We start from the raw sequence: 21,804 nt of genomic DNA on the forward strand, positions 1-21,804 counted from the left end.
GGTGCCGCGCGGCACCGAGCGGCTGCGCTTCACCCCCGGCCCCGCGCATGACGAAGCGATGATGCGCGAGCTGACCGGCGCGCTGGTCGAAATCTGGAGCCGGCTGGACCTGCGCAAGGCCGCCTGACATGGATGCAGCGCGTCTGGATCGGCCGATTGGCGACCCACCCCATTTGCTGGCCACGACCGGATGGACTAGCATCGCGATCCCCGGGGAGGGGCTCACCAGGTGACCATCGTAAACCGGAGTATCGATCGGGCCCAGCTGGGAACCCCAATTTTCCGCTACGCGCTTGCCTGTGTCGTCGTGGGCATTGCGGCATTGGGCAATGCGGTCCTGGAGCCCTGGATACAGGGCGAAGCACGATTCCTCTTCTACATGGTCGCCGTCCTGGCGGCGGCCGCCTTTGGTGGCACCGGGCCCGCCATCGTCGCGACGGTTGCCACGATGATCATGGCGGTCGCCGTCGGCGGGCTGCCCGATGGATCACCGGGCTTGATTCAGCTCTCTGCCTTCCTGGTCGCCACGACCATCATCATCGTGATCGCAAGGCGTCTGGCCACGTTGCAGGATCATTCTCAGGTTTCGGAGGACCGCGCGAACAAACGCGCCCGCGCGGCAAACGAGATCGCCGATGAACTGAACCTCCTGATCGACGGTACCGCGGGCTATGCGATCTACATGCTGGACCCGACCGGCCACGTCACGATCTGGAACCGGGGTGCCGAGCGGTTGAAGGGATGGATAGAGAAGGAGGTGGTGGGCCGTCATGTCTCGATCTTCTATCCGGACAGTGCCCTTGCGGCGGGCAAACCCCAAATCGACCTCGACCGTGCCCGTGCGCTGGGCAAGTACGAGGAGGAGGACTGGCGGCTCCGCAAGGACCGGACGGAATTTCTCGCCCATGTCACGATGACAGCGCTCTACGACAGCGAGAATGTGCTGCGCGGCTTCGGCAAGGTGATCCGCGACGTGACGGAGCAGCGCGCCGCCGAGCGCGAGCTGAGCGCCAATGCGGCGCTGCTGCAGTCGATCCTGTCGACTGTCCCGGACGCCATGGTCCTTATCGACAATCGAGGCCTGATCCTGTCGTTCAGTGCGGCGGCAGAGCGGGCCTTCGGCTATTCCGAGGCGGAGATGATCGGGAAGAACGTGTCCGTCCTGATGCCGTCGCCCTATCGCGAAGCGCATGACGGCTATCTCGAACATTATCTGCGGACGGCCGAGCGCCGCATCATCGGCATCGGCCGGGTCGTGACCGCAATGCGCAAGGACGGCAGCCATTTTCCGATGGAACTGGCGGTCGGCGAGGCTGTCGCGGGCGATCAGCAGGTGTTCACGGGCTTCATCCGGGATCTCAGCGAGAAGCACAGGGCCGAGGCCGAGATCGAAGAGTTACGGTCCGGCCTGGTCCATGCCGCCCGGGTCAGCGCAATGGGAACCATGGCCTCGACGCTTGCACATGAGCTCAACCAGCCGCTGACCGCGGTCGCCAATTATATGGAAGGGGTGCGGGACCTGTTGGAAAAGCCTGATCCGGAAGACCTGCCAATGATCCGCGAGGCACTTCACGACGCGGCCGGCGAAGCGATGCGCGCCGGGAACATCGTTCGCCGGTTGCGAGAGTTCGTTGCGCGCGGGGAGGTCGACAAGACGATCGAGAACCTGCTGCCCTTGATCGACGAAGCGGCCAAGCTCGGCTTGATCGGCGCCGCCCAGAAGGGTATCGACGTGCGGTTCGACCTCGCACGCACTGTCCCTGTCCTTGTCGACAAGGTCCAGATCCAGCAGGTGCTGATCAACCTGATGCGCAATGCCATCGACGCCATGGCGGAGAGCGAGCATCGTCAGCTCCTCATCGCTACCCGCGAAGAATCGCCGGGAGTCATTCAGGTCACCGTTTCGGATACGGGCCATGGCATCGCGGCGGACATCGCGGAAAACCTGTTTCAGGCGTTCAATAGCACGAAGAGTGAGGGTATGGGGCTTGGCCTGTCGATCTGCCGCACGATAGTTGAGGCGAATGGCGGGCGAATCTGGATGGAGCCGCGCGCCGGCGGCGGTACCAGCTTCCACTTCACCCTTGTCGGCATGACCCAGGAGACAATTGATGAGTGAAAGGCGCCTGATCCATATCGTCGATGACGAGGATGCTATCCGGCGTTCCGTAAGCTTCATGCTCAAGACATCCGGGTTTGCCGTGGAGGCATGGTCCTCCGGCGTCGCCTTTCTGAAAGAGGTGAAGCATCTTCAATCAGGCTGCATCCTTCTCGATGTGCGCATGCCGGAAATGGACGGCCTGGAGGTCCAGAAGCTGCTCGGCGAGCGGGGCATCGCCATGCCCGTCGTGATCCTTACCGGGCATGGCGACGTGTCGATCGCGGTACGGGCGATGAAGGCAGGTGCGGTCGACTTCCTCGAAAAGCCGTTCGACAAGGCTTCGCTGCTTCAGGCGATCGACGCTGCGTTCGACCGGATCGACCAATCCGAGAATGCCGCCGCCCGTGCCGAGGACGCCACGATACTGATCGGCGCGCTCACCGCACGGGAGCGTGATGTGCTGGAAGGTCTCGCAAAGGGGCTGCCGAACAAGACGATCGCGTTCGATCTCGGCATCTCGCCGCGTACGGTCGAGGTGCACCGCGCGAACATCATGGCGAAGTTCGATGCACGCAGTTTTTCGGACGCGCTCCGCATCGCGTTCGCTGCGGGCTACGGCCAGGGCGTCTGACGCTTCAAGCTGACAGTCCTGCGCTCTTGCCAGCAAGGGCAGCGGCCAGCTTGTTTCCAACGCGGTCCGCTGCCTTCAGGGATGGATCGAGTTGCACATGGGCATAACGCATGGTCGAGAGATTGACGTGGCCGAGGATGGCTCCGGTCAGGGCAAAGGCCTCGCCTGATGACCTCGACATTGCACCCATGGTGTCGCGAAGCATGTGTGGGGTGACGTCGATTAAACCAGCCCGTTTCAGGATCCCTCGGCCAAATTCCCGTGGTGCCCTGGAGGTGCCTCTCGCCCGACATCGCCGGGAAGACATAGTCGCTGCCCTCCTCCCGTTCGATGCCCTTGAGAAGGAGGCCGGCTGCCGTCGCGTCGACGGATTGACCTGCCGGTCTTGCTGTCACCAAGGGCCAGGACGCCACGCTCGAAGTCTCTACCTCATGCCATTTGAGCGCCGCGATCTCGTCGCGACGACACCCGGTCAACACTCATAGCCTATGTGAATGCTCGTTATTCACCCCACTACTCCAAAACCGATGAGCAGCTTGCCTGGCCCGTCGAGCGAGTCTCTGAATGCGCAGCTTGCTGGAGAGCGTCTGCCGCTATCGCCTGAATGCATGAGGGCGCGATCTGATTTGCCATCCATTTTGCTACCTCTAGCGCGGCTGGTTTTCCGCATTCGGCGCAGGTTCGTGTCCCGATTTTTGTCAGGGGCCGCGTTGGGGCCACGTATTGGAGAGGTGTAGAATAATCATCTAGTATCATGATGTTAATTGGCGGGTTCGAGTCCTGTAAGCGCACCATTTCCTCCCTACAAATTCCCGACGATCAGAATGGCGTAGCGACCGCCTGTCATGACCCGACACAGCCTCCATCGGACCTCAGCGATGGGCCGGTCACGGAACCCGCCTCCAGTGAAGTAACGAAAAGCCAGGCGTCAACGCCTTCCCTCAAGGAGCCGCACTGCCGTGCCGGCGCCCCGGGCATCGGGCCTACCAGGGATGAAACCCGCCTCGCGGCACCGGCGATGAACACCTCGCGACCATCCATTGGTCCCGAACGGTCCTTCATTGCCCGTCAGAGGCGTTCGATGATCGTCACATTGGCGATGCCGCCGCCCTCGCACATCGTCTGCAGGCCGTAGCGCCCGCCGCGTGCCTTCAGCGCGTGTACCAATGTGGCCATGAGTTTGGTGCCGCTCGCCCCGAGCGGATGGCCAAGCGCGATCGCGCCGCCATTGACGTTGAGCTTCGCCGGATCTGCCCCGAGCGCTTTCAGCCACGCCATCGGCACCGACGCGAACGCTTCGTTCACCTCGAACAGGTCGATATCGTCCAGCGTCAATCCAGCGCGCCGCAGCGCTTTCCGGGTCGCCATGATCGGCTCCTCGAGCATGATCACCGGGTCGCCCGCGGTCACCGTCAGGTTGACGATACGGGCGAGGGGCGTGAGGTCGAACCGCTTCAACGCCGCCTCACTGACCATGAGCGTGCCCGAGGCGCCGTCGGCGATCTGGCTGGCATTGCCGGCGGTGATCGATCCGCCCTCCGCGAGCGTCTTGAGACCCGCCAGGCCTTCCGCCGATGCATCGAAGCGCACGCCCTCGTCCTGGTCGAAGCGGCCATCGGCGGTCTCGATCGGCACGATCTCGTCGCGGAATGCTCCAGCAGCTATGGCCGCGGCGGCACGGCGATGGCTCTCGAGAGCATAGCCATCCATGCCCTCGCGGCTGAAGCCATATTTGGTCGCGATGGCTTGTGCGCCGTGGAACTGGCTGAACCCGGTGACGCCGAAGCGATCGAGGATCTTGCTCGACCAGGGGCCTTCACCGATCCCCGCCTGCGCGTGCAGCGTATAATTCGAGCCCATGGGCACGCGCGTCATGCTTTCCGCGCCGGCGGCGATCACCACGTCCTGCATGCCCGACAGGATTGCCTGGGCAGCGAAATGCAGCGCCTGTTGCGAGGATCCGCACTGCCGGTCGATCGTGACGGCGGGGACGGTCTGGGGCAGGCCGGATGCGAGCACGAGGTTGCGGCCGAAGGCAAAGGCCTGCTCGCCCGCCTGGCTGACGCAGCCGACGATCACATCCTCGATTGCCGCCGGATCGATGCCCGAGCGTGCGACCAGCGCGTCAAGGATCATGCCGCCCATGTCGGCGGGATGCAGGCCCGACAGCGCGCCCTTGCGGCGGCCGGATGCGGTCCGGACGGCTTCGACGATATAGGCCTCGGCCATGCTCAGATTACTCCAGTGACACCGGGCGCGTGCGCCGGGACAGCCGTCGCGGACGGGCTCGGCATCGCGCTGGCGGGGATCATCGCGGCGCCATGCGGATCGCGCCGTCGAGGCGGATCACTTCTCCGTTGAGCATCGGGTTCGCGAGGATGCTCTCGATGAACTGGGCGAATTCCTCGGGCCGGCCGAGCCGGCTCGGGTGCGGTACCTGCGTGCCGAGCGACTCCTGCGCGGCCTGCGGCAGCCCCATCAGCATCGGCGTGAGGAAGATGCCGGGCGCCACGGTGACGACGCGAATGCGGTGCTGTGCGAGGTCGCGGGCGGCGCTCAGGGTCAATCCGACCACACCGCCCTTGGACGCGGCATAAGCGACCTGGCCCACCTGGCCGTCATAGGCAGCGACGGAGGCCGTATTGACGATCACGCCCGCTTCCTCACCCTCGATGCGTGCCGCGATCAGCCGCGCGGCGAATTTCGATAGCATGTTGAACGTGCCGACCAGATTGACCTCGACGGTCTTGCGGAAGGTCTCGAGCGAATGCGGCACGCCTTCCTTGTTGACGATCCGCATGGCCGGCGCGACGCCGGCGCAGTTGACCAGGATCCGGGCGACACCGTTCCTGGCCTCGGCTTCGGCGAGCCCGGCATTCACGCTATCCTCGTCGGCGACGTTCACCGCGACGAACTGGCCGCCGATCTCCGCGGCGGTTTTTTTGCCCTGCTCGGCATTGAGATCGAAGATCGTGATCTTCGCTCCCTTCGCCGCCAGCATTCTCGCGGTCGCGCCGCCCAGGCCGGAGGCTCCGCCCGTGACGATCGCCGCAATCTGTTCGACATTCATGGTGGCTCTCCCAGGATCAGATCAGGTCGATGGCTCGTCACATGCATCGAGTACAGTCACGTGTCAGGCGCGACCTCGACCCGGAGACCGTCGAGCAGGTCGTTGAGGGGGATCTGGCAGGCCAGACGCGATCGCTCGTTGCGGGCGCCGCTGCTGTCGAGAAGCTCGCTTTCGTCATCGGACATTGCCGGCAACAGGTGAGCGAAGGCCGGATCGACATAGATATGGCATGTCGCGCAACTGCAGCAGCCACCGCACAGCGCGAGAAGTTCATTGACGCCGCCATCGCGTATTGTCTCCATGACGGTCCGGTCCGGCTGGCCGGCAATCCGAAGCTCGTCGCCCTCACGGTTGGTCACAATGATGTGGGGCACTGAAATCATTCTCTTTCCACCGATATGTCGAGCGTTGACCCTGCCGCCCGGATGCCCGCACTGACGTCGGCAGCCCGCGGCCACTGGCGCCCCGGGAGGCGCCAGTGAGTCGTTTCTAGAATTTGACCGAGACTTCCGCGCCGAAGGTCTGGGGTTCGCCCGGGATGGCGGTATTGAAACCGCCCGATGCGCCCTCGACATAGCCGGCCTGGTAATATCCCTTGTCGAGGATGTTCTTGGCATAGACGGCGAGCGAGAATTTGCTGCCCATGATGTCGTTCCAGCTCACGCGCGCGGCCACCGTCGTATAGCCCGGCAGCTGCGTCCCCGGGGTGATCGAGTAGTTGTTGCTCGAGAAGAAGGTCGAGCTTTGCGAGAACGTGTCGGCGCGGACATGGATGTCACCCCATTCGGACGGGGTCGGCAGCGTCACGTCGGCATAGAAGGACCCCGACCATTTCGGAGCGTCGGGATAGGAGTCGAACGGCACGATGAAGCCCGGATTGCCGGTCTGAAGTGACAGGTCGACGAGATTCTCGGTGTATTTCGCATCGGTATAGGCGCCGGACACGCCGAGCTTGAGCCAGTCGCTCGCCATGATGTCGGCATCCATTTCGATGCCCTTGATCTTCGCCTTCGGCACATTGACGGTGAAGGCCGACGGCGCCCCTGCAACGACCGCGTACAGCGAATGCTGGGCGTTCTTCACGATCTGGTCATAGGCGGCGATGTTGAAATGGGCGCGCCGTCCGCCGATCAGGCCGTTGAATTTATAGCCGATCTCGAAATCATAGGTATTCTCGTTGCCGAAGAAGTTCGCAAAATTATAGGGCACCACGGCGCCATTGAAATTGCCCGCACGAAAACTGCCGCGATGGGTGAAATATATCTGGTTCTGGGGATTGAACTGCCACTGGATGTTCGCGTTCCAGCTCGGATCCTGCAGCGTACGCTTTTCCTTCGGGAAATTGGCGGCGAACGCATGGTCGGCATAGGGCTTCAGCTCCACCGTTTCCCACGTATAGCGGCCACCGCCGGTGAGGCTGAGTCCTTCGAGCAGGTTGGAAAAGTCGTAGGTAGCCTGGCCGTAAAGGGCGCGTGACCGACTGACGCCGAAGGTGTGGTACAGCACCTCGCCGAGCGGCGCCGCCAGCTCCCCGCCGACGATCACCGGGATCGCCTCTTCCTTGGTCGAGTAATTATAGAAGAAGCCGACGATATATTTCAGATTGCCGGCGGTGCCCTGCAACTGCGCTTCTTCCGAGAAGCTCTTGTTGCGAAACACTTCGCCGCCGGGCGGGCCGGTAAAGGCGCCGCTGCTGTTATAGAGATCGAGCGAGGCGAACGGCGTGCCGCTGAGGATGCCGGGCGTCCGGGCATAGGTGCGCTGGAAGCCGAGGATGTTCTTGAAGGTCAGGGCGTCGCTGATGTCGAGCGTCGAGGTGTTCGAGATGAAAGTGCTGTGTGCCTTGTGGGGCAGATCGTACGAGAGATAGGTCTTGTACATGTTCGCCTTCTGCCAGGCGAGATAGCCGGCAACCGCACCCGGGAACGTGCCAGGGCCCGGCGGGCCATTGCCGACGCCCGGGAACAGGCCATTGCCATAGACGGTGTCGAGCGTCGTCGTCAGCGGATAGGTGATGCCGGTCTGCGCGGACGTATTGGTCTGGCCGAGCTTGTAATAGGAGAAGAGCTGCCCGTTCGATTCGGTGCCGCCGAAATCGCTATATTGAGCCACGGTCACATTCTCGAAGCCATCGAACGGCCGCGCCAGCACGGTGATACGGCCCGACTTGCTGTCGATATCGCCCAGGGTATTACCGGTCAGCAGGTTGCGGACATAGCCGTCCTGCCTGTGGTAATTGCCGGCGACACGGATCAGCAGTTTCTCCGGGATCAGCGGCAGATCGATCGCACCCTGGACCTGGACCATGTTGCGCTCGCCACCGCGGATGGTGGCGAAGCCGCCGATGTCGTTGCCTGGGAGGGTGGACGCGTAGAGCACCGCGCCGCCGGTCGCGTTGCGTCCGAACAGCGTGCCCTGCGGCCCTTTCAGGACCTGCACCGATGAAAAATCGTAAAAGGCGGACGCGGAATTGCCGCCGGTGAAGGGGACTTCGTTCAGATAGGTCAGCACCGCCGGGCTGGCGCCGGAGAACGGATCGAGCGTCTGTCCGCGGAGCGTGAAGCTGAGCTGATTCTGGTTCTGGCCATTCTTGACGACGAGGCCGGGTACGAGCGCCGCCAGATCCTGCTCCTGGGTCACGACGCGCTGCTGAAGCGTGTCGGCGCTGAGGGCGGAAACCGAGAGCGGTACCTTCGACAGGGATTCTTCACGGCGTTGCGCCGTGACGATGATGTCGCCGTCGCCGACTGCGGCTTCCTGGGCCGGCGGGACGGCATTTTCCACTGCCGGGGCGGCGGGAACGTCGGGCGATGTCTGCGCCATGGCGGGGGTGGCGGCAAAGGCGACCAGCGCTACCGCGGCCGTCATCATGGCCGGCCCGACGTCGATCGATCGTGCGCCGACCCTGTCGAGCGAAAATATCGTTGAACGACGCGTCGACCGTGCCGACAGAATCCTCTTGCTGGACATTCATCTTCTCCTTGTCAGGTCGGTGGCTTGTCTCGCCACGTTTCGTGTTTTTCAGGCGGATTGACGGGCTACGCCGCTCTGGTCGGTAGCGCCGCTCCAAGGGAGGATATGCCAAGGCCAGCGTCGCCAACCGGCGCGGACCAATTTCAGATTAGGGGCCGCCGCCCCGCCAGCATCGGCGGGCGAGCGCTCTGCCAGCATCGCGAATGCATGTTCGATGGTTGAATTCGCCATTCAGCCTCTCCCCATAAGTGGGGCCACGTCTCCGGTGGCCTCCTCTGCGCCGGGCTGTTTGCCCGGTCGATTTGATAACCTAATCACAATTAGTCTGGGTCGGCAATAGGCAATGATTACTAATCGTCGCATGTGTTGCGCAAAAGGCGCGGTAGAGTGAAGGGCGCAGGCTCTTCTAGTATTATCACTATGATTTATATGAATAATTTATGATTCTATCGCAGCCTTGCCGCTAGTTGCACGCAGACGCCCGCTTGATGACGCGCAGATGCAGCACGCCAGCCGGCGGCTGGCGGCGAAGAATAAGAATTAGGCCGACATCTGCGATGCCGACAAGAGTTGGCCCATCAACACGCGCGAACCCGGCAATGCTTCGCACCAGCCTATGGGTCTATGGTCTTCCGCTCCGAAGATCGGCCACAATTGTGCGCCTTGCACTGATCGAAGGGAGCGGGCCCGCAAGGCCCGCTCCATTTCTCGTTTCAGCTCATCGCCGCTTCCGCGGGCCTGGTGATCGACGCCTGCCCGGGAAGCGTGATGCGCGGCGCAACCTCTTTGGCGGCCAGTTCCAGCGAGTGGAACCATGGTGCCGGATCGTCGTAATAATCGTGGCTCTCGATCTGCAGCGTGCCCCAGCCGCCGACCTTTGCGAACAATGTGTTGATCTTGTCGACGACGGTATCCGGCGATCCGACCACGAAAACGTGATCGACGAGGAATTCGAGATCGGCCGTGAGCGGATCAATCCCCGCATCCTTGGCGAAGCCGTCCATCATGCCGAACCGGCGCCAGATGGGGATCAGATATTTGTTGAAGCAATAGCCGATCGGGCCCTCCATCACTTCCTTCTTGGCTTCGGCATCGGTGTCGCCGACGAAGACGGTCTGGGAGACGGCATGGCGCTGGCGGTCCGGCGTGAAGCCGGCCTTGATGTTCGCCTCGGCATAGATATCCCAATGCCGCTTCAATGCCTCCTCGCCCGAGAAGATCGAGACCGGCTTGAAATTCTTCTCGCCCGCGAGCCGCATCGAGGGCGAATTCGCGCTGAAGCCGGTAACGGCGAATTCCGGGAAGGAGCCGCCCCAGGGCGCGTAGTTGGCGAGTTTGTGCTGCTCATCCTCCTCGGTCAACGCGACTTCCTCTTCGGGGAAGCCGGCATCCCAATATTTGCCCTCGAAGAAGAAGGGCTCGCGCTTCCAGATTTTCTCCATGATCTCGAGCGATTCGCGGACCATGGAATTGAGGTGCTCGGTTGTCTGGTCGTCGCCGCGGATGCCATGCATGTAGGAAGCGAGCGGATACGCGCCCGCGCCGATGCCCATGAAATAGCGGCCCTCCAGGATCTGCGACAGCCAGCCGACCATCATCGCCAGCTTGGTCGGATTATGATGCGGCAGGATATGCGCCATCGGTGCGAACTTGATGTTCTTGGTCTGCAGCGCAGCAGCGGCGATGATCAGCTCGGGATTGGGAATATTCTCCCAGATCTGCGACGCGTGCTCGGAAATCATCATCGAATCGAAGCCGGCCTTGTCGCTCGCGACCGAGCTCTGCACACCCCATTCGAACGTCTGCCGCGCGGTTCGGCCCGGCCGCATATAGGGGTGGAAGATGAGTCCGGTTTCCATTGCCATGATCGCTCTCCTTGCGGGCCATTTGATAAGACGGCGCCAGCGCTGCGCTGGTCGCTTCGCCCGCGTTGCAAGGATGATGTCGCAGGAGCTCGATTAAGTCAATCGTTTGATTCTAGTGGAGCCAGTCCAGTGACCGGTGGGGCAAAACACCAGTTCAGGCACGCGGCGGGGCACGGAAAATCATTGTATATTAGATAGATATGGCTCTATTCCGGCCATTGTCGACAAGCCGGGCGCCCAACGGTACAACAAAGGAAACTAAAACACATGTCTCAATGGAGCGCGGTTTGACTGAGCCCGACACATTTTCTCCCGGACCTGAGATCGACGGGAAGGTGCGGATGATTCTGGTGGCCGAGGAAATGTTCGCGGAAGGCGGCATCAACGGTGTGTCGATGCGCAAGATCGCCTCGAATGCCGGACAGGGCAATCACTTCGCGGTTCAGTATCATTTCGGCTCGCGCGAGGGCCTGGTCGAAGCGATCTTCGACTATCGCATGGAGCAGATGGAGCCGGTCAGGGCGCGTATGCTTGAGGCGGCGGAACGGCAGAACCGCCTGACCGACGCGAGAACGTTGCTCGATATCGTTCTTCTGCCGCAGCTCGAACTGCCGGACGGCAAGGGTCATCATTCCTATGCGGGATTTCTCAGCCAGTATCTGATGCGCAGTCGGTCGCACCGTTTCGGCGATTTCGGCGGGACGGCCCATTTCCATCTCAACCGCACGTTCGATCTCCTGCGCGCTCGCTTGTCCTATTTGCCGGAAGAGGTCGCGCAGCGCCGGCTGGTGACCGGCAGCTTCATGTTTCTCGCGATCCTTTCGCGCCATGAAACATTCGAGACGCGCGCCGCCGGCGAGGAGAGTTTCGAGGAAGCGCTCGACGACACGATCGAGCAGGTCGTCAGCTGCGTTTGCGCACCGCTGCGGCTCGATAGCGACTTTGGGAAATGACCCTGGCTGCGTCTGGGGCCGCGTCTGGCTGACCGCCAACGGCGTCGCGATCGGGAAAGATCGCGACGCGGTACGGGGCGCCGGGCCGCGCCCGGCGGTTTCCGGCAACAGGTTACTGCGCGAGCATCCCGGCATCGACGAGATGCTCGGCACCGGTGATGTAGGACGCTTCGTCCGACGCGAGGAACAGCACGAGATTCGAGACTTCCTGCGGGTCCGCAATGCGCCCCAGCGGAATCAGCGACAGCGCATCGCCGCCCTCTTCGTTCGTCGCTTCGACCATCATCGGCGTCTGGATGAAGCCGGGATGCACGGAGTTCACGCGAATGTTGTGCGGCCCATATTCGATTGCGGTCGCCTTGGTCATGCCGCGGACCGCGAACTTGCTCGCGACATAGGCCAGGCTGGGGAAGCCGTAATTGGCGGCAAGCCCCGCGATCGAGGAAATGTTGACGATCGATCCGTGCCCCGCCTTCAACATCGAGGGCAGCACGGCGCGCATGCCAAAGAAGACGGAGTGCTGGTTGACCGCGCACACCGCGAGATAATCCTGCTCCGTAAGATCAGCGGTCCGTGCCATCGCGCCGAGGATGCCGGCGTTGTTGACCAGGATATCGACCGGGCCGAAAGCGGCCTCGGCCTGTTCCACCACGGACACCCATTGCGCGAGGTCCGTCACGTCATGCTCGACGAACAGGGTCGCATCGCCCAGTTCCTTCTGCAACGCGCGCCCGGCGTCGCCGCGCAGATCGGTCATGACGACCTTCGCACCCTCGCGCGCGAAGGTGCGGGCATGCGATTCACCCATGCCGCGCGCCGCGCCGGTAATGATTGCTATCTTGCCGCTCAGTCTGCCCACAATCGCTCTCCTTTGATTTCTGGTTGGTCAGATGTTTTTCGCGCTGGTCAGGCGATGCGTCGGCCACCCACGACCGTCGCTCGGCCGTTTGCGGCGTCGCCTGCCGTCTGATCCGGTATCGGCAGACGGCCGACGACGCTCAGTCCGAAACCTTCAAGCGCAGTGAGCTTGTCGTTGCTCGAGGTGAGCAGGATCATTTCCTGCACGCCGAGATCGCGCAGGATCTGCGCGCCGACCCCGTAATCGCGGATTGCATGGGTCTCATGATAGGCTTGGCGGCCACCCTTGATCCGCGCCGAGATCGATACCGGATCCGGATCCTGGACGAAGACCGCCACGGCGGGGCCGTCATGCGCGGCGATCGCGGACAGCGCGCGGGGCACATAATCGCGGCGCGCGAGCGACCAGCCGAGCAGGTCGGCCGTGAGGTCGACCTGATGGACGCGGACCAGCGTCGGCTCGCCTGCATGGATATTGCCGCGCACCAGCGCGATATGCTCGCCGCCATCGATGCTGTTGCGATAGACGTGGATCGTGAAATCGCTGCCATAGACGCTGTCGAACGCTGCGCTCGCCTCATGCGTCACGATGCGCTCGGAGCGGCGGCGATACGCGATCAGGTCCGCGATCGTACCGATCTTCAGTCCATGCTCGCGGCCGAAGCGAATCAGCTCTGGCAGTCGCGCCATCGTGCCGTCGTCATTCATCACCTCGCAGATCACGCCGGCCGGATTCAGCCCCGCCAGGCGCGAGATATCGACCGCGGCCTCGGTGTGACCGGCGCGCACGAGCACCCCGCCTTGCCTCGCGACGAGCGGGAAGACGTGGCCGGGAGAAACGATGTCGCGGCGCCCTTTGGTCGGGTCGATCGCAACGGCGATGGTATGCGCACGGTCCTGCGCCGAAATGCCCGTCGTCACGCCCTCGCGTGCCTCGATCGAGATCGTGAAGGCCGTCCCATGCCCGGACTGGTTGTTCGCGGCCATTGGCGGCAGTTCGAGCTTCTCGGCGCGCTCCGCCGACATCGCCAGGCAGATCAGGCCGCGCGCGTGGCGCGCCATGAAATTGATCTGGCTCGGCGTCGCGAACTGGGCGGGGATGATCACATCGCCCTCATTCTCGCGGTCATCGGCATCGACGAGGATATAGGGCAGGCCGTCGCGGGCATCGTCGAGGATCGCCTCGATGGTCGAGATGTCGTCGGTCACTGGGCGAGACTCCTTTTCATGTGCCGGCCGTGGCTCACGCCGCTACGCCCGCGGCCAGGAGCCGCTCGGCACGGTCCTTGAGCAGGTTCTTCTGCACCTTGCCCGTGCTGGTCTTGGGCAGTTCGGCAGGGTCGATGAACCAGATGTCGCGCGGCATCTTGAAGCGCGGCAGGCGCGATGCGAGAAAGTCGTTCACCTCCGCGACGCTCGGTGCGATCGGGCCGGCCGCGACCAGCCAGGCGCAGCCGCATTCGCCGTCGCGCTCGTCGGGCATGCCGATGACATAGGCTTCGCGCACGGCGGGGTGCGTGGTGATGACTTCCTCGATCTCCTTGGGCGAGACGAGTTCGCCGCGGCTCTTGAACAGCTCCTTGGTGCGTCCCGTGAGCAGCAAATTGCCGTCTTCCCGAAAATAGCCCCGGTCGCCTGTACGAAGCCAGCCGCCTTCCGCGAACAGCGCGGCGGTGTCCGCCGGGCGATCGAGATATCCCAGGCTGTTCATGGGCCCGCGCGTCCAGATCTCGCCCGCGATACCCGGCGGGCTGTCCACGCCGCTGTCCGGATCGACGATACGAAATTCAGCGATATCGCCGCCGCACGCCGGGATGCCCGACACGCCACCTTTCACGATGATTCCCTGGGTGGTCGCGACGACGTCGATCGGATCGCCCGGCTGAGTGCAGATGATGGTCGCGGTCGCCTCGGTCTGGCCGTAGCTGGTGAAGACCTCGCCGCAGCCGAAGACCTCTTGGATCCGCCGCCAGACCCAGCTCGGCGTCGGGGCGGCCGCGCTGTGAATGGCGGTCAGCGATGACAGGTCGAACGATTCCTGTTCGGCCAGCTCGAGCATGGCGACCGTCATCGTGGGCACGCCCATCAGATAGGTCGCACGGTGGCGCGCGATGCCGGTCAGCATGGCCCGCGCATCGAAGCGGGGCAGGGGCACGATCGACCCGCCGACGACGATGCCGGACAGCAGGCCCACGACCAGCCCGAAGCCATGATAGAGCGGCACCGAGAAGATCGCGCGACGCCCGTCTTCGAACGCCTGGTGATGCGCTCCGGCATAGGCGGCGCGCAGCAGATTGTCGTGACTGAGGATGACGCCCTTGGGGCTACCGGTCGTGCCCGAGGTATACATGATCACTGCCGGTATCCGAGTGGCATCGGCCAGGTCGCCGTCTGCGATGGTCGACACCGCGTCGATCGCGGCGACGAGATCGCAGGCAGCAGGCGCGTCGGGATCATAGAGCAGGAGATCGGTTCCACCCGGCAGTACCGCGGGAATCTCAGAAGCGAAGTCACGCTTGAGGAACCGGGTCATCGCGATCAGCAATCGTGGTGCGGATTGGCGGAGCACGAAACCAAGCTCGTCGGGACGATACAGGGTGTTGAGCGGCACCGCCGTGGCCTCGGCGCGCCAGATGCCGAAGAGCAATGCCACGGTGATCGGGAAATTGGCCATCAGCATCGCCACCCGATCGCCCGGCTTCACGCCGCGGTTCCGCAGCATCTGCGCGATGCGCGTCGCCGCGGCATCGACCTGGGCGTAGCTCATGATGCCGTCGTCGGTGATGACCAGCGGCCGGTCGGTGAAATCGGCAACGGCGTTTTCGAGGTACCGGTCGAGCGTCATCGGGACCCATAAAGGGTGCCGGCGCTCCATGGCCGCGCGCCGTTCGCCGACGCTGGATGTGGCCGCCTCCATCATGACTCTCCGTTCCTCAACCTAATTCTCATTATTCTGCCACGCAGGCCATATCGTCAAGTGCATCGCCTGAGTTTGCGATAAATTTGCCTCGCAATCGAAAGGGGCTTGCGCTCTCAACCTAATCACTATTAGGTTAGATCGACAATATGAGCAAGGGATAAGGGCGATGGATGTCGGGCTTGGCCTCACTTTCCAGAATTTGCGCGACCAGCTTTCGGACAAGGAAGTCTATCGCCACCAGCTGAAGATGGCGGTCGACACGGAGGCGCTGGGCTTCGACTCGGTGTGGACGCCCGAGCATCATTTCAGCAATTACAACATGACGCCGAACGTGCCGCAGTTCCTGTCGTTCGTCGCCGGCCAGACCAAGCGGATCAAGCTCGGCACCACGGTATGCGTGCTGCCGTGGCAGGACCCCGTCCGCACCGCCGAAAACTTCATCCTGCTCGACTATTTTTCCGAAGGGCGGGCAGTGCTGGGCATCGGCCGCGGGCTCGGCGCTTCCGAATTCGAGGGTTTCAAGGTCCCGATGGGCGAGTCGCGCAATCGCTTCAGCGAATATGCCGAAGCCGTCCTCACCGCTCTCGAGACTGGGGTGATGGAATATGACGGTACGTATCTCAAGCAGCCGCGGGTCGAATTGCGTCCCAGGCCGTACGCAAGTTTTCGCGGTCGGGTATTCGCCTCGGCAATTTCTCCGGAATCGGTCAACCTGATGGCGAAGCTCGACGTCGGCCTGATGGTCATTGCACAAAAGCCCTGGGACAAGGTCGCCGAGGACCTCGCGGGGTATCGCCAGCTGTTCCTCGAGCGGAACAGCCGCCCTGCGCCAAAGCCGGTCTTCGCGGTCTTCGTCGCGGTGCATGAGGATCCGGCGGTGGCGCAGGAGATGCGCGACAAGCACATCCAGGCCTATACCCGCTCGACGTCGGACTTCTACCAGTTCGACAACGCCGAGTTCGCGAATATCGAGGGTTACGAATATTATGGCGGCCTGGCGAAGAACATCGCCAAGCACGGCCTGCACAAGTTCAACGGCTTCCTCGCCGATCTGCAGGTCTGGGGCACGCCCGACGAGGTTGCGGACAAGCTGGCGGCGATGGTCGAGGAATTCGATATCGGCAGCTTCATCACCTATTTTCAATATGGCGAAATGCCGCAGGAAATGGGTCGCGCCAACTACGAACTTTTCGCGCGGAAGGTCCTGCCCAGGTTGAAGGATATCGACACCGGTACGACGCGCGCGGTCGAATCGGCGCTATCTGTGGCCTGAAGAATCCGCACCGGTGACTGGGTGGCGACGGTCGAAATATCGTGACGGGCGACGGGTCGAAGATCGACACAGAGCGCTCGCGTGAATGGACGAGGAAGGAGCTGAAATGGTGATCGTTGATCGCGAAATCGGACAAGAAGGCGCAGTCGCGTGACGCAGGCTGACGATCGCTACGCCTTCATTCGCTACGAACGCGCCGATGGACGCGCGCGGATCACGCTCAACCGCCCGGAAAAACGCAATGCCCTCAATGAAGAATTGCTGACCGAGCTGCACGACGCCTTGTGGGAGGCGGATGAGGACAACCGCGTCCGGTGCGTGATCCTCGCTGGCGCCGGATCGGATTTCTCCTCGGGCTATGACCTGCAGCGCTATGATCGTCCGGTAGCACTCCAGGTCGAACATCGCCGCGGTCGTGCGAAATTCGACGACGACGCCTGGCATCAGGAACGCCTGCAGCGCCTGCGCATGGCGCTCTTCGACATGCACAAACCCGTGATTGCCCAGGTTCAGGGGCGCTGTCTTGCCGGCGGTACGGACCTCGCTTTGTTGTGCGACATGATCATCTGCGCTGACGACGCGAGCTTCGGCTTCCCGCCGGCCCGTTCGCAAGGCTCCTTGCCGAGTAACATGTGGCTCTACATGGTCGGGCCGCAATGGGCGAAGCGCCTGCTGCTCACCGGCGATCTCATCGGCGGAAACGATGCCGCCACGATCGGCCTGGTGCTGAAAGCGGTGCCGGCCGACCGGCTCGCCGCCGAGGTCGAGGAACTGGCTGACCGATTGGCACTGATCGACGCCGATCTGCTCAGCGCGAACAAGCGCATCGTGAATCTTGGCCTAGAACTGATGGGCGCACGGACGCTTCAGCGTATGGCGGCAGAGATGGATGCGCGTGGGCACCTCGCCGACAGTCGATCGGCCTTCAATCGCACCGTTCTCGAACAGGGCGTCAAGGAAGCCGTGCGACAGCGCGACGCGCCGTTCGGCTCGGGTCGAGTGCAATTGTGACAAGGGAGAGCGGCATGGACATGGAAGGACCGGGCTGGCGTTGCCTGTGGCAGGCAAAGGCCACGCTCGGCGAAAGCACCCTGTACGATGCGCGCGACGGGCGCGTCTATTGGGTCGATGTCGAGAACCCGAGCATCAACTGGCTGCACCTCGATTCCGGCGACAAGGGCCGCTGGGTGCCGCCGATGTGGATTTCGGCGCTCGGATTGCGCGCCAAGGGTGGCTTTATCGCATCGACGCGCGACGGGCTGGCCTATGTCGATCCCACGGCCGGAACATTCGAGATCTTCGCCGATCCGCGCCCCGACGGGCAAGTCGCGCGGCTCAACGACGGTGTCGTCGATCACAAGGGCCGGTACTGGACGGGCAGCTGCGACGTCACCCAGTTCGAGGACAGCACAACGTCCGAAAACAAGGAAGACAGCGTCCGCGATTTCGACAAGCGCAGTACCGGCGAATTGTATCGGATCGATCCGGACGGCACCATTGCGACGATGGAACGCAACGTCGTGACAGCCAATGGGCCGGCGTTCAGCCTCGATGGCAAGACGATGTACTTCAACGATTCGCTGCCGCGCATCACCTGGGCCTATGATCTGGCCGAGGACGGATCGGTTTCCAATCGCCGCGACTGGCTGAAATATGGCGAGGACGACGGCTTTCCCGATGGCATGGCGGTGGACGTCGAAGGCGGCATCTGGATCGCCTTCTACGAAAGCTGGACGCTGCGGCGCTATTCGCCGGATGCCGTCGTGCTGGACGAACGCAGGCTGCCCGTACGCCAGGGACTGCGTCCCGGCTTCGGCGGCGCGAACATGGAGCGGTTGTTCCTGACGTCGGCCGCAAACGCCCTGAGCGAAGAGGCCAGGGCCCAGCAACCGTTGGCCGGCAGCCTGTTCGAGATTCTTGATCCGGGTGTTCGGGGTATGCCAAATGTCGCATTCGCCGGCTGATCGACCGACCTGCGGCCCGGGGTCGATCATGGGGGAGCAGGATCGTGCGCGTTCGTCCTCTTCCCTTCCAGGGGCCGATGCGCGATGCGAGGCATATGGACGAAATTTCTTCACGCACGCGCATTCTGGACGCAACGGCCGATTTGCTGCGGACCAGCGGCCTTCAGGGCACCAAATTGTCCGAGGTGGCGAAGCGCGCCGGGATGCTCGCGCCAAGCCTCTATCATCACTTCTCCTCGAAGGACGAGCTGATCGAGGAAGTCCTGGTGGAGGGTTGCCATCGCAATACGCGATTCATCGTCACGCGAGTGGAACGCCTGGGTCCCGCGGCGTCGCCGGTGGAGCGTCTCGAAGAGGCGATTACCGCACACCTCGTCTTCCTGCTGACGGGCGACCAATATTCCTCGGCGGTCTCGCGCGTGTTCCCGGATTTGCCGGACGAGATCAAACGGCGTGTGCTGGCTGCCTATGCCGGGTTCGACAATTACTGGCGGGACCTCATTCTGGCGGCCCGCGCGAGCGGCGATGCACGCGCCGATCTGGACCCGACGGTCGCGCGCAAGTTTCTGATCAACATGCTCGACTCGACAGCCGAATGGTATCGGCCGGGACATCTGGAGATTGCGGAGATCGCACGCCAGGCCTGCCAGTTGTTCATGCACGGGTTCGCTCGACCGAAGAGCTGAACGGGCTCGCCCATCACTTCCGGGACTCTGACCCCAGGCGGGATGGCGGTGCCGTGACGTCCGCGCATCGCGCCGTGCCGACACGATCAATCGGCCGCTTCCAGGCGCCCGGTACGCACCTTCACAGGAGAACATGACATGGCCACAGGCAGGGCAACCGTTCTCGTCGAGCCGAATCGCCTCGAAACCTGGGACGTTCCAGTGGTCGATCCGGAGCCGGGCGGCGCGCTGGTCCGCGTCGTCATCGGCGGCGTGTGCGGGAGCGATTTGCATATCACGACCGGCGAAGCGGGTGTCATGCCGTTCCCGATCATCCTTGGGCACGAAGGCGTCGGCCGCGTCGAGAAGCTCGGCCCGGGCGTCTCCACGGATTATGCCGGCATCCCGGTGAAGGTCGGCGATCTGGTCTATTGGTCACCGATTGCGCTGTGCCATCGCTGCCATTCCTGCACGGTGCTGGAAGAGACGCCGTGCGAGAACTCGCAATTCTTCGAACATGCCGAGAAACCCAATTGGGGCAGCTATGCCGACTTCGCCTGGCTGCCGAATGGCCTGGCTTTCTTCCGGCTGCCTGACGGTGCTGATCCGGAAGCTGTCGCCGCGCTGGGCTGTGCGTTGCCCACGGTGTTGCGCGGGTTCGATCGGTGCGGGCCGATCATGGTCAATGAGACGGTCGTCGTGCAGGGGGCCGGTCCGGTTGGCCTGTCCGCCGTGCTGGTCGCGGCGATTGCCGGCGCGCGCGAGATCATCGTCATCGACAGCGTCGACAAGAAACTCGAAACGGCAAGGCAACTCGGCGCCACCGCGACGGTGTCGCTGACGGATTCGGCCGACGAGCGCCGACGCCAAATCTACGATCTATGCGGACATAATGGCCCCAATGTCGTGGTCGAGGCGGCAGGCTATCTGCCGGCCTTTCCCGAGGGTGTCGACCTGACCGGGAACCACGGTCGGTACATCGTCCTTGGTCTCTGGGGTGCGATCGGCACGCAGCCGGTCAGCCCACGGGACCTGACGACGAAGAACCTGACGATCGGCGGCGCGAGCTTCCCCAAGCCCAAAAACTATTACGGCGCGATGCACCTGGCGGCCCGGCTGCAGGATCGCTTTCCGCTCGCTGCCCTGGTCTCGCACCGTTTCGCGATCCGCGACGCCGACAAGGCACTCGCGACAGTGAAAAAGGGCGAAGTCATCAAGGCAGTGATCGATCCGACACTTTGAGCGACGAGAGAGAGGATATTTCCATGGCTGACGCAGATCCGAAGGTCGCCCGCCACCGCACGCCGCGGCCGGCGCATGTCCCGGAGCACCTTGTTCGCGACATCGACATGTATGATCCAGACGGGATCGAGGACGGGTATCACGAGGCGTGGCGCGCCTTGCAGCGTCCTGACATGCCCGAGCTCGTCTGGACGCCGTTCACGGGCGGGCACTGGGTCGCGACGAGAAGCCAGCTGATCCAGGAAATCTATACCGATCCCACGCGCTTCTCGAGCGAAGTGATCTTCCTGCCGAAGGAGGCCGGCGAGAAATATCTCATGGTCCCGACGCGCATGGATCCACCCGAGCACACGCCGTATCGCAAGACGCTCGACAAGGGTCTGAACCTTGGCCAGATGCGGCGCGTCGAAGATCATGTCCGCGGGATTGCGGTCGAGCTTATCGAGGGAATAGCGGCACGCGGGGCGTGCGAATTCTCCAGCGATTATGCCCGGATCTTTCCGGTCAAGGTGTTCATGGCCTTGTGCGACCTGCCGATGTCGGACGCGGCGATGCTCAGCCGCTTCGCCGAGGACATGACCCGCCCCCCTGGGGCCACGCCGGAGGAAATGGGCGCGGCGCTGGAGGCGGCGCAGGCGGGGTTCGACAATTATGTCGAGCCGATCGTCGATGCGAGACGCGGTGGCGACGGGCTCGATCTCATCACCGTGATGGTCAACAACGACATCAACGGCGAACCGATCAGTCGCGAACGCGCGATCGGGCTTATTTCGCTGCTGCTGCTCGGCGGCCTGGATACGGTGGTCAATTTCCTCAGTTTCATGATGCTGCATCTGGCGAAGAATCCCGGGATCGTCGACGATCTGCGCAGCGACCCGTTGGTCTTGCTGCGCAGCGTGGAAGAGATGTTCCGTCGTTTCCCCGTCATTGCGGAAGCGCGGATGGTGTCGGGTGACCAGGAGTATCGCGGCGTCACCTTGAAGCACGGCGACATGATCCTGATCCCGACCGCATTGCACGGCCTTGACGAAAGCGAGAACGCCGATGCCATGACCCTCGACATCCGCCGGAGGAAGATCGCCCATATGACCTTCGGCGGCGGCCCACATCGTTGTGCCGGGATGCATCTGGCACGGATGGAAGCGATCGTGACCTTGCAGGAATGGCTCAAGCGCATCCCCGAATTCCATGTCGCGGCCGGCGCGAGCCCGGTCTTCCGATCCGGCATCATCGCGGCGGTCGACGATATCCGGCTCGAATGGACCCCGCAGCCGGTCACGGGGGCCTGA

Annotated in this window: 18 protein-coding genes and 1 pseudogene; 10 read left to right on the plus strand and 9 right to left on the minus strand. The window is 63.1% G+C overall.

The genetic code is table 11. The annotated features are described in order from the left end of the window. The 3 genes and pseudogenes from WC729_RS28525 to WC729_RS28535 all read left to right on the plus strand — a co-directional run. Nucleotides 1–127: pseudogene (locus WC729_RS28525) on the plus strand (5-aminolevulinate synthase); the annotation flags it as partial. Between the two features lie 252 nt (nt 128–379). Beyond that, nucleotides 380–2,119, plus strand: coding sequence for a PAS domain S-box protein (locus tag WC729_RS28530; RefSeq protein WP_372858292.1), 1,740 nt, complete (start codon nt 380–382; stop codon nt 2,117–2,119). Continuing rightward, nucleotides 2,112–2,732 carry a response regulator transcription factor gene (locus WC729_RS28535; protein ID WP_372858131.1) on the plus strand — a complete coding sequence of 207 codons (621 nt, stop codon included), beginning with the start codon at nt 2,112–2,114 and terminating at the stop codon, nt 2,730–2,732. The genes WC729_RS28530 and WC729_RS28535 overlap by 8 nt, the downstream gene beginning before the upstream one ends. Before the next feature lie 4 nt (nt 2,733–2,736). Here the strand turns inward: WC729_RS28535 and WC729_RS28540 are convergent, their stop codons facing one another. The 6 genes from WC729_RS28540 to WC729_RS28565 form a co-directional block, all read right to left on the minus strand. Next, nucleotides 2,737–2,937 (minus strand): hypothetical protein, encoded by a 201-nt coding sequence (locus WC729_RS28540; RefSeq protein ID WP_372858133.1) that lies wholly within the window; start codon nt 2,935–2,937, stop codon nt 2,737–2,739. A gap of 863 nt (nt 2,938–3,800) precedes the next feature. Beyond that, nucleotides 3,801–4,961: an acetyl-CoA C-acetyltransferase gene (locus WC729_RS28545; RefSeq protein WP_372858134.1), complete on the minus strand. Its 1,161-nt coding sequence runs from the start codon at nt 4,959–4,961 to the stop codon at nt 3,801–3,803. A 79-nt stretch (nt 4,962–5,040) separates the two neighbouring features. Then, nucleotides 5,041–5,802, minus strand: a complete 762-nt coding sequence (locus tag WC729_RS28550) for an SDR family NAD(P)-dependent oxidoreductase (RefSeq protein WP_372858135.1) — start codon at nt 5,800–5,802, stop codon at nt 5,041–5,043. Between the two features lie 56 nt (nt 5,803–5,858). Continuing rightward, nucleotides 5,859–6,176 (minus strand): ferredoxin, encoded by a 318-nt coding sequence (locus WC729_RS28555; RefSeq protein ID WP_372858137.1) that lies wholly within the window; start codon nt 6,174–6,176, stop codon nt 5,859–5,861. Nucleotides 6,177–6,291: 115 nt separating this feature from the next. Next, nucleotides 6,292–8,772 (minus strand): TonB-dependent receptor, encoded by a 2,481-nt coding sequence (locus tag WC729_RS28560; RefSeq protein WP_372858138.1) that lies wholly within the window; start codon nt 8,770–8,772, stop codon nt 6,292–6,294. 716 nt (nt 8,773–9,488) lie between these two features. Beyond that, complete coding sequence (locus WC729_RS28565; RefSeq protein WP_372858140.1) at nt 9,489–10,640, minus strand: LLM class flavin-dependent oxidoreductase; 1,152 nt, start codon at nt 10,638–10,640, stop codon at nt 9,489–9,491. 341 nt (nt 10,641–10,981) lie between these two features. Between WC729_RS28565 and WC729_RS28570 the strand changes: the two genes are divergently transcribed. Beyond that, entirely contained in the window at nt 10,982–11,593 is a 612-nt protein-coding gene (locus WC729_RS28570) for a TetR/AcrR family transcriptional regulator (protein WP_372858293.1), read from the plus strand. A 112-nt stretch (nt 11,594–11,705) separates the two neighbouring features. On the opposite strand, the gene WC729_RS28575 is transcribed toward WC729_RS28570, so the two are convergent. The 3 genes from WC729_RS28575 to WC729_RS28585 are packed head-to-tail and all read right to left on the minus strand — an operon-like array spanning nt 11,706 to nt 15,368. Continuing rightward, nucleotides 11,706–12,452, minus strand: a complete 747-nt coding sequence (locus WC729_RS28575) for an SDR family NAD(P)-dependent oxidoreductase (RefSeq protein ID WP_372858141.1) — start codon at nt 12,450–12,452, stop codon at nt 11,706–11,708. A gap of 47 nt (nt 12,453–12,499) precedes the next feature. Then, nucleotides 12,500–13,660, minus strand: coding sequence for a 3,4-dihydroxy-2-butanone-4-phosphate synthase (gene ribB / locus WC729_RS28580; protein WP_372858143.1), 1,161 nt, complete (start codon nt 13,658–13,660; stop codon nt 12,500–12,502). A gap of 34 nt (nt 13,661–13,694) precedes the next feature. Then, nucleotides 13,695–15,368, minus strand: coding sequence for a class I adenylate-forming enzyme family protein (locus WC729_RS28585; protein ID WP_372858144.1), 1,674 nt, complete (start codon nt 15,366–15,368; stop codon nt 13,695–13,697). Nucleotides 15,369–15,537: 169 nt separating this feature from the next. Here WC729_RS28585 and WC729_RS28590 point away from each other — a divergent pair, with 169 nt between their 5' ends. The 6 genes from WC729_RS28590 to WC729_RS28615 all read left to right on the plus strand — a co-directional run bounded on the left by WC729_RS28590 (nt 15,538) and on the right by WC729_RS28615 (nt 21,804). Beyond that, on the plus strand, nt 15,538–16,644 hold the full coding sequence (locus WC729_RS28590; RefSeq protein ID WP_372858145.1) for an LLM class flavin-dependent oxidoreductase: 1,107 nt from the start codon (nt 15,538–15,540) through the stop codon (nt 16,642–16,644). Between the two features lie 150 nt (nt 16,645–16,794). Continuing rightward, on the plus strand, nt 16,795–17,655 hold the full coding sequence (locus WC729_RS28595; protein ID WP_372858147.1) for a crotonase/enoyl-CoA hydratase family protein: 861 nt from the start codon (nt 16,795–16,797) through the stop codon (nt 17,653–17,655). Nucleotides 17,656–17,669: 14 nt separating this feature from the next. Next, the gene (locus WC729_RS28600; RefSeq protein ID WP_372858148.1) at nt 17,670–18,608 is read left to right on the plus strand and encodes an SMP-30/gluconolactonase/LRE family protein; all 939 of its coding nucleotides are present in this window, start codon (nt 17,670–17,672) and stop codon (nt 18,606–18,608) included. Nucleotides 18,609–18,652: 44 nt separating this feature from the next. Continuing rightward, nucleotides 18,653–19,294: a TetR/AcrR family transcriptional regulator gene (locus WC729_RS28605; RefSeq protein ID WP_372858149.1), complete on the plus strand. Its 642-nt coding sequence runs from the start codon at nt 18,653–18,655 to the stop codon at nt 19,292–19,294. Nucleotides 19,295–19,432: 138 nt separating this feature from the next. Next, nucleotides 19,433–20,515 (plus strand): zinc-binding dehydrogenase, encoded by a 1,083-nt coding sequence (locus WC729_RS28610; RefSeq protein ID WP_372858151.1) that lies wholly within the window; start codon nt 19,433–19,435, stop codon nt 20,513–20,515. A 23-nt stretch (nt 20,516–20,538) separates the two neighbouring features. Next, the gene (locus WC729_RS28615; RefSeq protein ID WP_372858152.1) at nt 20,539–21,804 is read left to right on the plus strand and encodes a cytochrome P450; all 1,266 of its coding nucleotides are present in this window, start codon (nt 20,539–20,541) and stop codon (nt 21,802–21,804) included.

The sequence above is a fragment of the Sphingomonas sp. genome (genome assembly GCF_041661825.1).
Lineage (GTDB): Bacteria > Pseudomonadota > Alphaproteobacteria > Sphingomonadales > Sphingomonadaceae > Sphingomonas.

Bases quoted from the DNA above. Each gene is read 5' to 3' on its own strand.
- WC729_RS28530 (WP_372858292.1), top strand. From the start codon at position 380: ATGGTCGCCGTCCTGGCGGCGGCCGCCTTTGGTGGCACCGGGCCCGCC.
- WC729_RS28535 (WP_372858131.1), top strand. From the start codon at position 2,112: ATGAGTGAAAGGCGCCTGATCCATATCGTCGATGACGAGGATGCTATC.
- WC729_RS28540 (WP_372858133.1), bottom strand. From the start codon at position 2,937: ATGCTTCGCGACACCATGGGTGCAATGTCGAGGTCATCAGGCGAGGCC.
- WC729_RS28545 (WP_372858134.1), bottom strand. From the start codon at position 4,961: ATGGCCGAGGCCTATATCGTCGAAGCCGTCCGGACCGCATCCGGCCGC.
- WC729_RS28550 (WP_372858135.1), bottom strand. From the start codon at position 5,802: ATGAATGTCGAACAGATTGCGGCGATCGTCACGGGCGGAGCCTCCGGC.
- WC729_RS28560 (WP_372858138.1), bottom strand. From the start codon at position 8,772: ATGTCCAGCAAGAGGATTCTGTCGGCACGGTCGACGCGTCGTTCAACG.
- WC729_RS28565 (WP_372858140.1), bottom strand. From the start codon at position 10,640: ATGGCAATGGAAACCGGACTCATCTTCCACCCCTATATGCGGCCGGGC.
- WC729_RS28570 (WP_372858293.1), top strand. From the start codon at position 10,982: ATGATTCTGGTGGCCGAGGAAATGTTCGCGGAAGGCGGCATCAACGGT.
- WC729_RS28585 (WP_372858144.1), bottom strand. From the start codon at position 15,368: ATGGAGGCGGCCACATCCAGCGTCGGCGAACGGCGCGCGGCCATGGAG.
- WC729_RS28590 (WP_372858145.1), top strand. From the start codon at position 15,538: ATGGATGTCGGGCTTGGCCTCACTTTCCAGAATTTGCGCGACCAGCTT.
- WC729_RS28600 (WP_372858148.1), top strand. From the start codon at position 17,670: ATGGACATGGAAGGACCGGGCTGGCGTTGCCTGTGGCAGGCAAAGGCC.
- WC729_RS28610 (WP_372858151.1), top strand. From the start codon at position 19,433: ATGGCCACAGGCAGGGCAACCGTTCTCGTCGAGCCGAATCGCCTCGAA.
- WC729_RS28615 (WP_372858152.1), top strand. From the start codon at position 20,539: ATGGCTGACGCAGATCCGAAGGTCGCCCGCCACCGCACGCCGCGGCCG.